The organism is Embleya sp. NBC_00896 (assembly GCF_045207785.1).
In the GTDB taxonomy this organism is placed as follows: Bacteria; Actinomycetota; Actinomycetes; order Streptomycetales; family Streptomycetaceae; genus Embleya.
In genome coordinates this window covers 6,775,181-6,789,371 of sequence record NZ_CP108776.1, presented here as the reverse complement: position 1 = coordinate 6,789,371, position 14,191 = coordinate 6,775,181, and the positions used below count along the sequence as shown (strand labels likewise).

At 71.9% G+C, this 14,191-nt stretch carries 13 protein-coding genes; 8 read left to right on the top strand and 5 right to left on the bottom strand.

Annotation, left to right across the window (positions count from 1 at the left end):
• Positions 1–132: 132 nt before the first annotated feature.
• From OG928_RS30315 to OG928_RS30305, 3 genes are all read right to left on the bottom strand, one after another.
• A complete protein-coding gene (locus OG928_RS30315) occupies positions 133–1,884 on the bottom strand; it encodes a glycosyl hydrolase family 18 protein (protein ID WP_406291301.1) in 1,752 nt (583 codons plus the stop codon).
• 304 nt (positions 1,885–2,188) lie between these two features.
• Positions 2,189–2,809, bottom strand: a complete 621-nt coding sequence (locus OG928_RS30310; RefSeq protein WP_406289619.1) for a hypothetical protein — start codon at positions 2,807–2,809, stop codon at positions 2,189–2,191.
• A 46-nt stretch (positions 2,810–2,855) separates the two neighbouring features.
• Entirely contained in the window at positions 2,856–3,122 is a 267-nt protein-coding gene (locus OG928_RS30305) for a hypothetical protein (protein ID WP_406289617.1), read from the bottom strand.
• A gap of 223 nt (positions 3,123–3,345) precedes the next feature.
• On the opposite strand from OG928_RS30305, the gene OG928_RS30300 reads away from it, so the two are divergent.
• The 8 genes from OG928_RS30300 to OG928_RS30265 all read left to right on the top strand — a co-directional run bounded on the left by OG928_RS30300 (position 3,346) and on the right by OG928_RS30265 (position 11,603).
• Positions 3,346–4,326 carry an NAD(P)/FAD-dependent oxidoreductase gene (locus OG928_RS30300; protein WP_406289615.1) on the top strand — a complete coding sequence of 327 codons (981 nt, stop codon included), beginning with the start codon at positions 3,346–3,348 and terminating at the stop codon, positions 4,324–4,326.
• A gap of 238 nt (positions 4,327–4,564) precedes the next feature.
• Entirely contained in the window at positions 4,565–4,732 is a 168-nt protein-coding gene (locus tag OG928_RS30295; protein ID WP_406289613.1) for a hypothetical protein, read from the top strand.
• Between the two features lie 230 nt (positions 4,733–4,962).
• Entirely contained in the window at positions 4,963–6,606 is a 1,644-nt protein-coding gene (locus OG928_RS30290) for an ABC transporter substrate-binding protein (RefSeq protein WP_406289611.1), read from the top strand.
• On the top strand, positions 6,606–7,538 hold the full coding sequence (locus OG928_RS30285; protein WP_406291299.1) for an ABC transporter permease: 933 nt from the start codon (positions 6,606–6,608) through the stop codon (positions 7,536–7,538). The genes OG928_RS30290 and OG928_RS30285 overlap by 1 nt, the downstream gene beginning before the upstream one ends.
• 2 nt (positions 7,539–7,540) lie before the next feature.
• Complete coding sequence (locus tag OG928_RS30280; protein WP_406289609.1) at positions 7,541–8,401, top strand: ABC transporter permease; 861 nt, start codon at positions 7,541–7,543, stop codon at positions 8,399–8,401.
• Positions 8,398–10,098: a dipeptide ABC transporter ATP-binding protein gene (locus OG928_RS30275; protein WP_406289607.1), complete on the top strand. Its 1,701-nt coding sequence runs from the start codon at positions 8,398–8,400 to the stop codon at positions 10,096–10,098. Before OG928_RS30280 ends, OG928_RS30275 begins: the two co-directional genes overlap by 4 nt.
• Positions 10,095–10,418 carry a hypothetical protein gene (locus tag OG928_RS30270; protein WP_406289605.1) on the top strand — a complete coding sequence of 108 codons (324 nt, stop codon included), beginning with the start codon at positions 10,095–10,097 and terminating at the stop codon, positions 10,416–10,418. The genes OG928_RS30275 and OG928_RS30270 overlap by 4 nt, the downstream gene beginning before the upstream one ends.
• 240 nt (positions 10,419–10,658) lie before the next feature.
• Positions 10,659–11,603 carry a glutathione S-transferase C-terminal domain-containing protein gene (locus OG928_RS30265; protein WP_406289603.1) on the top strand — a complete coding sequence of 315 codons (945 nt, stop codon included), beginning with the start codon at positions 10,659–10,661 and terminating at the stop codon, positions 11,601–11,603.
• 42 nt (positions 11,604–11,645) lie between these two features.
• On the opposite strand, the gene OG928_RS30260 is transcribed toward OG928_RS30265, so the two are convergent.
• Both OG928_RS30260 and OG928_RS30255 read right to left on the bottom strand, forming a co-directional pair.
• Positions 11,646–13,034 (bottom strand): NtaA/DmoA family FMN-dependent monooxygenase, encoded by a 1,389-nt coding sequence (locus OG928_RS30260; protein WP_406289601.1) that lies wholly within the window; start codon positions 13,032–13,034, stop codon positions 11,646–11,648.
• Positions 13,035–13,047: 13 nt separating this feature from the next.
• Positions 13,048–14,175, bottom strand: coding sequence for an LLM class flavin-dependent oxidoreductase (locus OG928_RS30255; RefSeq protein ID WP_406289598.1), 1,128 nt, complete (start codon positions 14,173–14,175; stop codon positions 13,048–13,050).
• Positions 14,176–14,191 lie beyond the last annotated feature (16 nt).

Here is a 14,191-nt window from a genome sequence, read left to right as displayed (position 1 = left end):
GCCCGCCGTCCGCGCCGGAGGACGACGGGCCCGCTCGTGGGTGTCGTGGCCGGGCACCCCGGCGGGCCCGGCCACGACCGTGCGGTCACGAGAGCGGTGAAGGCGGCCGCCGTCGTGGCCGCGTCGTGGGGGCTAGCCCAGACCGTTGTGGATGGCGGTCGCGAGTTCGCCGTTGGTGGTGTCGCCGCTGAATTCCCAGAAGAAGGCGCCGCGCAGGCTCTGCTGCTTGGCCCAGCTCATCTTGGAGTCAACGGTGGCGGGGGTGTCGTAGCTCCACCAGTTGGTCCCGCACTTGGCGTACGCGGTGCCCGCGACGGTGCCGGTGGTGGGGCAACTGCCCTTGAGCACCTTGTAGTCCTCGATGCCCGCCTCGTACGTGCCCGGCGCCGCGCCGGTGGCGGTGCCGCCGGGTTCGGCCTGGGTGACCCCGGTCCAGCCGCGGCCGTAGAAGCCGATGCCGAGCAGGAGCTTGTTCGCGGGTACGCCCTTGGTCTTGAGCTTGGCGATCGCGTCGGCGGAGTTGAAGCCGGCCTGCGGGATGCCGGGGTAGGAGGTGAGCGGCGAGTGCGGGGCGGTCGGGCCGGTCTTGGCCCAGGCGCCGAAGAAGTCGTACGTCATCACGTTGTACCAGTCGACGTGCGCGGAGGCGCCGGCGTAGTCGGCCGCGTCGATCTTGCCGCCGGCGGACGCGTCGGCGGTGATGGCCGCGGTGACCAGGTTGCCCGCGCCGAACCGGGCCCGGGTGGCCGAGAGCAGCGTCTTGATCGACGCCGGGCCGCTGGTGTCACAGGTGAGGCCGCACGCGTTGGGGTATTCCCAGTCCAGGTCGATGCCGTCGAACACGTCCGCCCAGCGCGGGTCTTCGACCAGGTTGTAGCAGGACTCGGCGAACGCGGTCGGGTTGGCCGCGGCCTGGGTGAAGCCGCCGGACCAGGTCCAGCCGCCGAAGGACCACAGGACCTTGATGCCGGGGTACTTGGCCTTGAGCTGGCGCAGCTGGTTGAAGTTGCCGCGCAGCGGCTGGTCCCACGTGTCGGCGACGCCGCTGACGCTCTGGTCGGCGGTGTAGGCCTTGTCGTAGTCGGCGTACGCGTCGCCGATCGTGCACTTGCCGCCCTGGACGTTGCCGAAGGCGTAGTTGATGTGCGTGATCTTGGCCGCGGAGCCGGAGGTGTCGATGTTCTTGACGTGGTAGTTGCGGCCGTACACGCCCCACTCGGTGAAGTAGCCGAGCTTGACCTGGTTGCCACCGGGGTTGCCGCCGCCGGTGGTGTGCACGGTGGCCGCGGCGCTCGCCGGCCCGGTCTGGTCGATCGTGTCGCGGGCGAGCACGGTGTAGGTGTAGTCGGTGCCGGCGGCGAGGCCGCTTTCGGTGTACGTCGTGGTGGTGACGGTGGCGATCCTGGTGCCGCCGCGCAGGACGTCGTAGTTCTTGACGCCGTGGTCGTCGGTGGCGGCGGGCCAGGTGAGCTTCACGGAGGTGTCGGTGACGTTGCTCGCGACGGGGGTGCCGGGAGCCGTCGGCGGGCTGTCCCCCGGGTTCGAACCCCCGTCACAGGAACCGCCGTTGACCGTGCAAGCGGTGGGACTGCCGGGTCCGGTGCCGTTGAAGCCGAAGCTCACCGCGGCGCCCGGGCCGACGGTGCCGTTCCAGCCGACGTTCTTGGCGGTGTAGTGGTTGCCCGTCCTGGTGACCGTGGCGTCCCAGAACGAGCCGACCGCGGTGCCGGCGGGGAAGTCCCATTCCAGGGTCCACGACGTGATCGCCGTGGTCCCGGTATTCTTGATCGTCCACTGGCCACCGAAGCCGGAGCCCCAGTCGGACGTCTTGGTGAACGTGGCGGTGGTACCGGCGGCCTGGGCGGGGGACGCCAGGCCGACCATCGCCGCCAGGGGAAGCAGCAGGGCGGCGAGCAGTGCGACGAGGGTGCGTCGGGACGATGTGGAGCGTCGTACGGTTCCTGTTCTCAAGGTGGCTCCTCGAGGTGATTCCGGACGTGCGGGGACGCTGCGCCTCCACGTGGACGACGGCCCGCACCATCGACCCACCACAGGTCCCAGGAGCGTAGGAAAGGTCTGGACCAACGGTCAATGGTCTGTACCAAAATGGTCTGGACCAACTATCCTGCGCACGCCGCGTCGAGCCGGCGCGCGAACCCGAACGGGCCCGCGCGCCCGTGGTGTTCGCTCAGCGCTTGGCCGGTGCGTACGGCGGCGCGGGCGCGGGCGCGGTGCCGTCGACGGCGGCCCGCCATCGGTCGTGCAGCCACATCTGGGTGCGTCGCCGGGCGGCCCGCTCGTCCCACTGCACGTCGCGCTCGTAGGTGAGCACCGACAGGTCTCCGGCCAGCACCGCCCACGTGTAGAGCCCGTTGATGTGACGCGCGTTGACGCGCATCCCGCTCACCGACGTGCTGCGACCGGCGGGCGTGCCGATGCTCTCGTCGTGCTGCGCGACCCACTGCACGGTGAGCCCTTCGGCGTGCAGCGGATCCACGTGGTGCCAGAAGGCCTCCGCGGCGGCGTGCGCCTCCTCGGTGCCCGGCAGCGGGCCCGGGCGCGGGCCGTCGAGCCGGGTCCACCCGAGCAGGGTGCCGTCGGCGCGGTCGACCACGACGCTGGCGTGCGGTCCGCCGGGGCCCGGGTGGGTGGCGGGCTGATGGCGGACGACCACGACGGGGCGCTCGTCGTGCCACGCGTAGTCGAGGGACGCGAGTGTCCAGTTGCGGGGTATCGACAGTCGGCACTTCGCCAACAGAGCGGCGACGGCGGTGGTGACGTCGGTGTCCCTGCCGGGAAACAGGGTCATGGTGCATCCTCGCGGTCGTGCGGGATTCGAACGGAGTCGGAACGGATCAGATCGGGGCGGCCGCCGCGGTGAACGCGGTGAACTCGCGTACGGGGTCGGGGCCGAGCGGCCGGCGGGCCGGCTCGGTCACGCCTTCGTCGGCGAGCGCCGCCAGTTTGCCGCACATGCGTTCGGCGCCGCCGGTGAGGGTGAGTCGATCGGCCTGATCGCGCGATCGCTCCGGGGTCGGGGCCCGAGTGTGGCCCGGATCCTCGGCGACCGCGACCGGCGCGGCGGCGCCGATCGCGTGGTGCGGCGCGCAGCAGATCTCCATGGACCGGACCCTAACGATCGGCGGGCTCGATGAGAACAAGTTCCACTCATTCCATACGGTGGCGTACGGACTTTTGACCGTGGATGTGGGGGCCTCGTGCGTCCCAAGTGCGGCCAGAGTGCTTGCGGAGTGCTTCCGTTCGTGTGACGCCGGGCACGTAGACGGAAAAGCCCGTGTTCCGTTGGGCTATGGTCCGGGCAACCCAGCTCGGGAAGGAGCGCGCGTGTCCTCCACCGTCGACACCGATCTGCTCGTCATCGGCGCGGGCCCGACGGGCCTGTACGCCGCCTACTACGCGGGCTTCCGGGGCCTGCGCACGGCGCTCCTCGACTCGCTCCCCGAGCCCGGTGGGCAGATCTCCGCGATGTACCCGGAGAAGATGATCTACGACGTGGCGGGCTTCCCGGCGATCAAGGGCCAGGACCTCGTCGACGCGCTGGTCGAGCAGGCCGCGCCGTTCGAGCCGAACTACCTTCTGGGCCACCGCGCCGAGCAGTTGGCGCAGGACGACGAGGGCGTGACGGTCACCTGTGCGAGCGGGCTGGTGGTGCGCGCCAAGGTCGTCCTGATCAGCGGCGGCATCGGGACGTTCAGTCCGCGTCCGCTGCCCGCGGCCGACGCCTTCATCGGCGACGGCGTGCGCTACTTCGTCCCCCGCCTGGCCGATCTGGCCGGGCTCGACGTGCTGATCATCGGCGGCGGCGACTCGGCCTTCGACTGGGCGACCAGCCTGGAGCCGATCGCGAAGTCGATCACGCTGGTGCACCGCCGGGACAAGTTCCGCGCGCACGAGCACACCGTGCGGCGGGTGCTGGAGTCCACGACCGAGGTGATCACCTCCGCCGAGGTGACCGAGCTGCGCGGCAACGGGCGGGTCGAGGCGGCGGACGTGATGGCCAAGGCCGACGGCGCGCTGCGCACGCTGCCGGTACAGGCGGTCGTGGCGGCGCTGGGCTTCGTCGCGGACCTGGGGCCGATGACGCACTGGGGCCTGGAGCAGCGCAAGCGGCACATCCTGGTGAACCAGGCCATGCGCACCAATCTGGAGCGCGTGTTCGCGGCGGGCGACATCGTCGACTACGACGGCAAGGTCAAGCTGATCGCGACCGGATTCGGCGAGGCGGCGACGGCGGTCAACAACGCGATGACGGTGGTGGATCCGTCGGCGCACGTGTTCCCCGGGCATTCCTCGGACGTTCCGTAGGTCGCTTCGTCGGGCGTTCGGCAAGTCGCTTGGTCGGGCGTTCCGTCGGTCGCTCGTCGGGGGTTCCGTGGGTGGTGCGCGGTATTTCCGCGTCGCGCCCGGTCGCCGGTTTTCGGTCGGGCGGGACGCGAAAAGCGGAATTACCCCTTGTTGCCCCGGCGAGGAATTCGCTAGGCTCTCGCCGTCACATGATCGCTGTTCCCGCGATCCGTTCCCACCCTCGTCAGTGAAGGACGTCATGACCGCCGCAGTGCCGACCACCGCCTCCACGCCCGGAGTTCGCTCCCGGCGTGTCGAGGCCGTCGCGCACCTCGGCACGGCCGTACACCGTCCGCGCACGCCGTTGTGCACGCGTCGGCACGTCGATTTCGGCCGCCTGCACAGCTCGGCCTGTCGCGCCCGCTGATCCCCGCGGACCGGGCTGCTCCGCCGCCGGACTGTCCCGACCGATCCCTGTGATCGCCCCTCGGGCGTCCGCCCGCCGTTCCACCGCCTCCTTCCGATCGGTTCGCCGCGCCGCGCGTCGTCATTCCTGACGCATTCCGCACGATGCCCACGCGCGGGCGCGCACCGATGGATATTCCCTGCCCGAATTACGCGCACAGTCGCGTGAATTCGCCATGCCCGGAGATTCCCATGCGCATTTCGGCTCTTGCCTTTTCCTCGTCCCGAAGACTGCGCCGCACCGCCACCACCGGCGTCGGCGTGGCGACCCTCGCGCTGCTGGCCGCCGCGTGCAACGGCGCCGGCGACAAGGCCGCGAAGTCCGCCGAGGCCGGCCCGCCGCAGCCCGGCGGCACGCTCGCCTTCGCGCTCGCCGCCGACCCCACGTGCCTGGACCCGCAGCAGTTCGGCGCGAACGCGAGCCTGAACGTGGGCCGCCAGATCGTCGACTCGCTGACCGACCAGGACGGCGCCACCGGCGAGATCAAGCCGTGGCTGGCCACCTCGTGGGAAGTCGACGCGCAGGCCGGGTCCTTCACGTTCCACCTGCGCCCGGGCGTGACGTTCGCCGACGGCACGCCCCTGGACGGCGCCGCGGTCAAGGCCAACTTCGACGGCGTCGTCGCGCTGGGCGCCAAGGCCACCATCGCGGGCAGCTACCTGAGCGGCTACAAGGGCACCACCGTGCTCGACCCGACCACCGTGCGGGTCGAATTCGCGGCGCCCAGCGCGCAGTTCCTTCAGGCCACCTCCACGATGTCGCTCGGCCTGCTGTCGCCGGCCACCCTCGCCAAGACGCCCGAGCAGCGCTGCCAGGGGGATCTGGTCGGCTCGGGACCGTTCACGCTGCGCTCCTACAAGCCGAACCAGAGCGTCGAGTTGGCCAAGCGCGCCGGGTACGTGTGGGGTTCGTCGCTGTTCGCGCACCCGGGCGAGGCGTACCTGGACAAGCTCGTCTTCAAGATCGTGCCCGAGTCCGGGGTGCGCGCCGGCAGCCTGGAGTCCGCGCAGGTCGACGCGATCAGCGACGTGCAGCCCCAGGACGAGGCGCGATTCGCCGACGGCTACACGGTGTTGACCCGACCGAACCCGGGCGTGGTCTTCCATCTCCAGGCGAACGTGTCGCGGCCGATCCTGGGTGAGGAGGCGGTCCGGCGGGCGATCCAGAAGGCGGTGAACCGGCCCGAGCTCGCGCAGACCGTGCTCACCCCCAAGTACAAGGCCGCCACCTCGGTGCTCGCGTCGGTCACCCCGGGTTTCGTCGACCTGTCGGCGCGGCTCGGCCACGACCCCGAGGGCGCCAAGCGGCTGTTGGACGAGGCCGGTTGGCGGCCCGGCCCGGACGGGATCCGGGTCAAGGACGGGCGCAGGCTCAGCGTGGACGTGATCTTCGCGCCGCTGTTCAACGCGAGCCAGTCCGTCCTCGAACTGGTCCAGCAGGAGCTGCGCAAGGTCGGCGTGGACCTGCGGCTGCGCAAGCTCGCGGCCGGTGAGCAGCAGCAGGTACAGGCCTCGGGCGACTACGACTTCGCGTATTACAACGTGACCCGCTCGGACGCCGACATCCTGCGCACGCTCTTCGGCACCAAGACCGGCAACCGGCTCAAGATCCCCGCGGGCGAGTTGGACACCGTGCTCGACGACCAGGCGCAGAGTCTGAACCCCGCGCAGCGCAACGCGAGGATCGGCGAGGCGCAGCGGATCGTGGTCGATCGGGCGTATGTGATCCCGCTGTTCGAGCTCTCGCAGGTGCACGGGCTGGGCCCGAAGGTGCACGGGCTGAACTTCGAGGCGTCCTCGCGGCTGCAGTTCCACGACACGTGGGTCTCGAGCTGATGCGCGGCTATCTGATCCGCCGGCTGCTGCAGGCGGTGGTGGTGCTGTGGGCGGCGTTCACCGTCTCGTTCGTGGTCTTGTACCTGCTGCCGGGCGACTCGTTGTCGATCAAGCTGGGCGGTCTGGAGAGTACGGCCACGCCCGAGCAGATCGCCGCCGCGCGGGCCGCCCACGGTCTCGACGATCCGCTGTACACGCAGTACGCGCACGCGCTCGGCGACGCGTTGACCGGTGACCTGGGCGAGTCGGCGCAGACGGGGGCGCCGGTGGCGCGCACGATCGCGGACGCGCTGCCGGAGACGCTCAAGCTGACCGTGTTCGCGATGGCGCTCGCGGTGGTGGGCGGCGCGGCGGTGGCGCTCGCGGCGACCTACACGCGGTTGCGGGCGCTGCGCCAGGTGTTGTTGTCGCTGCCGGCGATCGGGATCTCGATGCCGGGGTTCTGGGTGGGGCTGTTGCTGGTCCAGGTGGTGTCGTTCCAGTGGGGGTTGCTGCCGGCTCTGGGCAACGAGGGTTTCGAGAGTCTGGTTTTGCCGGCGTTCACGCTGGCGCTGCCCGCGGGGGCGATGATCGCGCAGGTCCTGGCGAAGAGCATGACCACGGCGCTGGCGGAGCCCTATGTGGAGACGGCGCGGGCCAAGGGGGTGGGCAGGGCGCGGATCCATGTGCGGCACGCGCTGCGCAACGCGTCCCTGCCGGCGCTGACCCTGGCGAGTGTGGTGTCGGGGAACCTGCTGGTGGAGTCGGTGGTGGTGGAGACGGTGTTCTCCCGGGCGGGGGTGGGCCGGCTCACGGCGGCCGCGGTGGACACCCAGGATCTGGCGATGGTGCAGGGCGTGGTGCTGCTGGCGGCCGTGGTGTTCGTGCTGGTCGGGCTCGTGGTGGACGTGCTGTACCCGGTCCTGGATCCGCGTGTGGGAAGGACGGTGTGACGATGGCCGTCGGTTTCGGGTCGGACGTGTTGCCGGCCGCCCGCGGACACGCGCGGTTCGTGCTGCGCCGGCCCGGGTTGCTGTTGTCGGTGGTGGTGTTCGCGCTGGTGCTGCTCGCGGCGCTGTTCCCGGGCCTGTTCACGGACGGCGATCCGCTGGTGGGGACGCCGCGCGAGAAGCTGCAAGGTCCCGGTGCGGAGCACCCGTTCGGGACCGACCAGCTCGGACGCGACCTGTTCACCCGGGTCGTGCACGGCAGTTCGCTGTCGCTGCGCGCGACGTTCGTGGCGGTCGCGGTGGCGCTCGTGGTGGGCGGGGCGCTGGGGTTGCTGTCCGGGTTCTTCGGCGGGTGGCTGGACGACGTGGTGATGCGCGTGGTGGACGTGTTGCAGGCGATCCCGCGCCTGTTGCTCTCGCTCGCGTTGGTGAGCGCGTTGGGCTTCGGGACCACGAAGGTGGCGATCGCGGTGGGGGTCGCCAGCGTGGCGGGGTTCGCGCGGGTGATGCGGGCCGAGGTGCTGCGGGTGCGGTCGTCGGTGTACGTGGAGGCGGCGCGGGCGAGCGGGGTGCGCTCGGGCGGGATCCTGGCCCGGCACGTGCTGCCGAACGCGTCGGGGCCGGTCCTGGTGATGGCCGCCCTCGAGTTCGGCATCGCGATCCTGTCGGTGTCGGCGCTGAGCTTCCTGGGGTTCGGCGCGCCGCCGCCGACGCCCGAGTGGGGCGTGCTGGTGTCGGACGGGCGCAACTTCGTGGCCACCGCGTGGTGGCTGACCACATTTCCCGGTCTGGTGATCGCGGCGACGGTGCTGTCCGCGAACCGCATCTCGCGGGCTCTGGACGGCGAGCGGAAGGAGGATCGATGAGCGGCTCGACGGCGAAGGAGGATCCGTCCACGACGCTGACGGTGGTGGACTCCGCGTCCGCCCCGTTGCTCGACATCCAAGGGCTCCGGGTCTCGTACCGGACGTCGAGCGGATCGGTGGACGCGGTCGCGGCGACGGACTTGACGGTGCGTCGGGGCGAGGTCGTGGCCGTGGTGGGCGAATCGGGCTCGGGCAAGAGCACGACCGCGCACGCGATCGTGGGGCTGCTGCCGGCGGGCGGCCGGGTCGGCGCGGGCCGGATCCTGTTCGAGGGCCGCGACCTGTTGCCGCTGCGCGAACGCGAACTGCGCGAGGTGCGCGGCCGGTCGATCGGGCTGATCCCGCAGGATCCGATGGTCTCGCTCAACCCGGTCCGGCGGATCGGCGACCAGGTCGCCGAGGCACTGATCGTGCACGGCCTCGCGAGCGGCAGGGCGGCCGCCGAGCGCGCGGTGGCCGCGCTCGGCGAGGCGGGTTTGACCGAACCGGCCACTCGGGCCCGGCAGTTCCCCCACGAGTTGTCCGGCGGGATGCGCCAGCGCGTGCTGATCGCGATCGCGCTCGCGTGCCGGCCGCGTCTGGTGATCGCCGACGAGCCGACCAGCGCGCTGGACGTGACCGTGCAGCGGCAGATCCTGGACCACATCGACGAACTCACCCACGCGCACGGCACCGCGATGCTGCTGATCACCCACGACCTGGGGGTGGCGGCCGACCGGGCGCAGCGGGTCGTGGTGATGTCGCGCGGCACGGTCGTCGAGCAGGGACCGGCCGAGCGGATCCTGACCGATCCCGAACACCCCTACACCCGGCGGCTGATCGCCGCCGCGCCAAGTCTGACCACGCGCCGCGCCCGGCCACGCCCGATCCGCGAGCCGGTCCCCCGGGCCGAGCCGCTGCTGACGGTGACCGGTCTGGTCAAGGAGTTCGCGCTGCCGCGGACCAAGGACGGCCCGCGCACGCTGCGCGCGGTGGACGACGTGTCGTTCACGGTGCGGCGTGGCGAGACCTTCGCGCTGGTAGGTGAGTCGGGCTCGGGGAAGTCGACGACGGTGCGGATGATCCTGGGCCTCGAGGCGCCCACCGGGGGCCGGATCCTGATCGACGGGCAGGACACGACCCGCCCGGGCCGGGCCGAGCTGCGCGCGCTGCGCCGTCGGATGCAGTTGGTGTACCAGAACCCGTACGCGTCCCTGGATCCGCGCTTCACGGTGTCCGAGGTCGTCGAGGAGCCGCTGCGCGCGTACCGGGTCGGCACCCGGGCGCAGCGGCGCGAGCGGGCGGCGGCGTTGATCGACCAGGTCGCGTTGCCGGCGAGTGTGCTGCGGCGCCGGCCCGCCGAGCTGTCCGGGGGGCAGCGCCAACGCGTCGCGATCGCCCGGGCGTTGGCGTTGGAGCCGGATCTGGTGGTGTGCGACGAGCCGGTGTCCGCGCTGGACGTGTCGGTGCAGGCGCAGATCCTCGACCTGCTGACCCGGCTCCAGGACGAGCTGGGGGTCAGCTACCTGTTCATCTCGCACGACCTGGCGGTGGTGCGGCAGATCGCCGACCGGGTGGGCGTGATGCGGGCCGGTCGGCTGGTCGAGAAGGGCACGTGCGAACAGGTCCTGGCGGCCCCGACGCACCCGTACACGCGCGAGTTGATCGCGGCCATTCCCGGGCGTCGGCGCCCGCAGTTGTTGGGAGCAGTGTCATGAGCTTCGCGGTGTTCACCCTGGGCGCCAACGCTCCGCATCCGATCACCGGCGAACGGGTGCCCGCACACGAGCAGTTCGCGGAGTTGATCGAGACGGCGGCGCTGGCCGAGGAGTTGGGCTTCGACGCGTTCGGCGGCCTCAAACGCCGGCCGGGCTTGAGGGGGTTCGGTCCTTTGGGCTGCGGCTGGGGTGGGCTTGGCTTGCGTGGTTTGAACGCCGGACGGGCTTGGGGGATTGTTCCTTCGGGCTGCGGGCTCGGCTTGGGGGGTTGGGTTCGGGTGGGGAATGGTCTTGCGGGTGGGATCGGTCAGCGCGAATAATCCGAGGCATGGATGGCTGCGTGTGTCACGCGGGCCCCCGCCCGGTGTTGCCGAGGGCGCGGGTCCTGATTGCCGTTCATCTGCTTGTTCGTCGGCACATCGATTTCCTGCGCGTGTGCAGCGCGAGCTGTCGCGCGGTCTGAGTTCCACGCCACCGGTCCGCCCGGATTCCCGGGCCGGCCGCGCCGTGCCGCCTCGACCGTTGCCGCACTCTTGATGACTCGCGCGAGGGAGATCCACATGTCCACGACATCCCCGAAGGCCGCCGGTCCGATCGATTTCCGCGCCCACGGGCGCTACCGCGTCCGCCACCCCGGATCGCCGCTGCCGGGCCTGGAGACGATCCGGCCGCCGATGCAGCGCTTCCGCGGCCGCATCGGCACCGGGTTCCGGGCCGAGCCGCACCGCTACCACCTCTACCTGTGCCTGGCCTGCCCGCGTTCGCTGCGGGTGGCGATCACGCGTGACCTCGCCGGCCTGGGCGAGACGGTGGGCACCTCGCATGTGGACCCGGTCCGGGACGGGCGCGGCTGGGCGTTCCGCGACGGCGACGGCCACGGGCTGGACCCGATCGGCGGGTTCGCGTTCCTGCGCGAGGCGTACGAGGCGACCGAGTACCACTACGACGGGCCGGTGACGGTCCCGGTGCTGTGGGACCGCTGGAGCGGGCGGATCGTCAGCAACCACGCCCCGGACATCCTGCGCGACCTGGCGACCGGCTTCGGCGGCGGGCACGGGCTCTACCCGCCGGAGCGGCGTGAGGAACTGTGCGCGCTGGACGCCCTGTTCGAGGAGGACGTCACCGACGCCGCGCAGCGGGCCGGTCGCGCGCCCGCCGGGTCGCGCCGTGCCGAGGCGATGGGCACCGTCCTGGCCACCCTCGCGGTGGCCGAACAGCGGTTGGCCGCCCGGCCGTTCCTGCTCGGCGACCGACTCACCGCGGCGGACGTGCACCTGTGGACCACGCTCGTGCACCTGGACGCGGTGCACAAGCGGCACCTGGACGCCGAGGACGTGCACCGGCTCGCGGCGCATCCGCACCTTTGGGCGTACGCGCGGCGGCTGAACCGGCTGCCCGCGTTCGGTGACAACCTGCGGCTGGACCACATCGCCCGAAACCACCGGAGCCACTGTCGTGGGCCGGCGGCCTCGGGCGTGTCGATCGCGCTCAACGACTGGAGCTGAACACCGTCCGCGCGGCGGTGCGGGCCGGGCGGGATCCGGGGCTCACACCGCCACGTCGGCGCGTTGGATCCCCGCCGGGCGCGGGGTCGGCAGATCCAGGTGTTCGCGCAACGTGGTTCCCTCGTATTCGGCGCGGAAGACGCCGCGTTCCTGGAGGATCGGCACCACCTTGTCGACGAACTCGTCGAGGCCGGCCGGGGTCAGGTGTGGGACCAGGATGAAGCCGTCGCTCGCGCCGTCGCGCACGTGCACCTCCATGCGTTCGGCGATGTGCTCGGCGGTGCCGATGAACGTCTGATGGGCGGCCACCTCGATCACCACGTCGCGCAGGCTCAGACCGCCCTTGGCGGCGGCGAGTTCGCGCCAGGAGCGGGCGAGTTCGAGCGGGTCGCCGCCGTGTCGGACCCGACCGCGGGTGATCGAGGTGCCGTCGACGACCGGGTCGAAGTCCGGCAGCGGGCCGTCGGGGTCCAGGTCGGAGAGGTCGCGGCCCCAGACCTGTTCGGCGAATTGGATCGCGTTCTGCGGGCTGACCTGTTGGCGGCGGATCCAGCCGGCCTTCTCGTGCGCGTCGGCGTCGGTGTCGCCGATCACGGCCGTGACCGCGGGCAGGATCTTGAGCTCGCCCGGGCTGCGGCCGTGCCGGGCCGCGCGGCCCTTCATGTCGGCGTGGAACGCGCGGCCCGCGTCGTACTCGCCGTGCCGGGAGAAGATCACGTCGGCGTGCGCGGCGCCGAACTCGCGGCCGCCCTCGGAGTCGCCCGCCTGGATCAGGATCGGTCGGCCCTGCGGCGTGCGCGGCACGGTGAACCGGCCCTCGATGCCGAAGTGCCGTCCGTGGTAGTCGAACTCGCCGGCTCCCGGGCTCGCGAAGACCCCCGCGTCGGGGTCGGCGACGTGCGCGTCCGGGGCCCAGCTGTCCCACAGCGTGCGGGCCGCCTCGACGAACTCGATGGCCCGTTCGTAGCGTTCCTCGCGTGGCAGGAACCCGCCGCGGCGGAAGTTCTCCCCGGTCCACGCGTCGGGCGAGGTGACCACGTTCCATCCGGCGCGGCCGGCGCTGAGGTGGTCGAGCGAGGCGATCTTGCGGGCCAGTTCGTACGGCTCGTTGTAGGTCGCGGTGGCGGTCGCGGCCAGGCCCAGGCGGTCGGTGACGGCGGCCAGGCCGGCCAGGACGGTGAGCGCGTCGGGGCGGCCCGCGACGTCGAGTTCGAAGATCTTGCCCTGGTGTTCGCGTAGGCGCTGGCCCTCGGCGAGGAAGAAGAAGTCGAACTTGCCGCGTTCGGCGGTGCGGGCGAGGTATTCGAAGGAGGCGAAGTCGATCTGGCTGCGCGAGTTCGGGTCGCTCCAGACGGTGGTGCTGTTGACGCCGGGGAAGTGCGCGGCGAGGTGGATGCGCGTGGGCTCGGCGGTGCTGCGGGACTCGGGCATCGGTGACCTCTCGTCAGATCCGGGCGTAGCGGTTGGCGGGCAGCGGCAGCCCGAGGTTGGCGCGCAGGGTGTCGCCGGTGTACGCGTCGCGGACCAGGCCGCGTTCGCGCAGCAGCGGCACGAGGTCGTCCACGATCCGGTCCAGGCCGTGCGGCAGGACGCCGGGCACGAGCGTGAAGCCGTCGACGGCGCCGCCGGAGAACCAGCCCGCGAGCCGGTCGGCGAGTGCCTCGGGGGTGCCGGTGAAGGCGAGCCCGCCGGGGACGGGGACGTCCGAGCGCGCGTCGAGGTGGGTGCGTTCGCGGCGCGCCTGGGCCTCGGTCGCGGCGAGGTACACCGTGACGTCCGCCAGCACGCGCAGTTCGCCGGGGTCGCGGTCGTGCGCCTCGGCGATCGCATGCGCGCGCTCGCGCAGCCGTCGGGCCTCGTCGGGGCCGGTCGCGTCGACGAACAGCACGTCGGCGAACCGGGCGGCGATCTCCAGGGTGTCGGGGCCGTCGACGGTGATCCCGACCACGGGTCGGCCCTGCGGCGGGCGCGGGGTGATCGAGGGGCCGCGGACGTCGAAGTAGGTGCCGCGGAAGTCGACGTAGTGCAGTTTCTCGCGGTCCAGGAATCGGCTGGTGGCGACGTCGCGGATGATCGCGTCGTCCTCCCAGCTGTCCCAGAGCCGGCTCACCACGTCGACGAACTCGGCTTGCTCGTCGGCCAGTTCCCCCGCCGGCGGGACCGGCTTGCGGCCGAAGTGGCGGGCCTCGAGCGCGGTGCGGGAGGGCTTGGGCCACCAGCCGGCCCGGCCGCGGCTGACGTGGTCGAGGGTGGCGATGGCGGTGGACACGTGGAACGGCTCGGTATGGGTGGTGGTCGCGGTGGGGATCAGGCCGATCGAGCCGGTCGCGGGGGCCACCCGGGCGGCGATCGCGACCGCGTCGAGCCGGCCCGGCACCCGGGCTGAGGGTGGGCCGAGCGAGTCGTCGAGGCGGACGAAGTCGAGCAGTCCGCGTTCGGCGGTGCGCGCGAGGTCGACCCAGTAGCGCGGGTCGAAAAGGTCGGCGGGTCGGGCGTGCGGCGAGCGCCACGCGGCGGGGTGGCGGCCCGCGCCGTCGAGCGCGACACCGAGGTGGAAGTGGCCGGCGGTCATGCGAACTCCCTTGTGG

What these genes read in the sequence shown, in the direction of transcription:
- OG928_RS30315 (WP_406291301.1), bottom strand. Translation starts at nt 1,884, where the DNA reads ATGGTCGGCCTGGCGTCCCCCGCCCAGGCCGCCGGTACCACCGCCACG.
- OG928_RS30310 (WP_406289619.1), bottom strand. Translation starts at nt 2,809, where the DNA reads ATGACCCTGTTTCCCGGCAGGGACACCGACGTCACCACCGCCGTCGCC.
- OG928_RS30305 (WP_406289617.1), bottom strand. Translation starts at nt 3,122, where the DNA reads ATGGAGATCTGCTGCGCGCCGCACCACGCGATCGGCGCCGCCGCGCCG.
- OG928_RS30295 (WP_406289613.1), top strand. Translation starts at nt 4,565, where the DNA reads ATGACCGCCGCAGTGCCGACCACCGCCTCCACGCCCGGAGTTCGCTCC.
- OG928_RS30290 (WP_406289611.1), top strand. Translation starts at nt 4,963, where the DNA reads ATGCGCATTTCGGCTCTTGCCTTTTCCTCGTCCCGAAGACTGCGCCGC.
- OG928_RS30285 (WP_406291299.1), top strand. Translation starts at nt 6,606, where the DNA reads ATGCGCGGCTATCTGATCCGCCGGCTGCTGCAGGCGGTGGTGGTGCTG.
- OG928_RS30280 (WP_406289609.1), top strand. Translation starts at nt 7,541, where the DNA reads ATGGCCGTCGGTTTCGGGTCGGACGTGTTGCCGGCCGCCCGCGGACAC.
- OG928_RS30275 (WP_406289607.1), top strand. Translation starts at nt 8,398, where the DNA reads ATGAGCGGCTCGACGGCGAAGGAGGATCCGTCCACGACGCTGACGGTG.
- OG928_RS30270 (WP_406289605.1), top strand. Translation starts at nt 10,095, where the DNA reads ATGAGCTTCGCGGTGTTCACCCTGGGCGCCAACGCTCCGCATCCGATC.
- OG928_RS30265 (WP_406289603.1), top strand. Translation starts at nt 10,659, where the DNA reads ATGTCCACGACATCCCCGAAGGCCGCCGGTCCGATCGATTTCCGCGCC.
- OG928_RS30260 (WP_406289601.1), bottom strand. Translation starts at nt 13,034, where the DNA reads ATGCCCGAGTCCCGCAGCACCGCCGAGCCCACGCGCATCCACCTCGCC.
- OG928_RS30255 (WP_406289598.1), bottom strand. Translation starts at nt 14,175, where the DNA reads ATGACCGCCGGCCACTTCCACCTCGGTGTCGCGCTCGACGGCGCGGGC.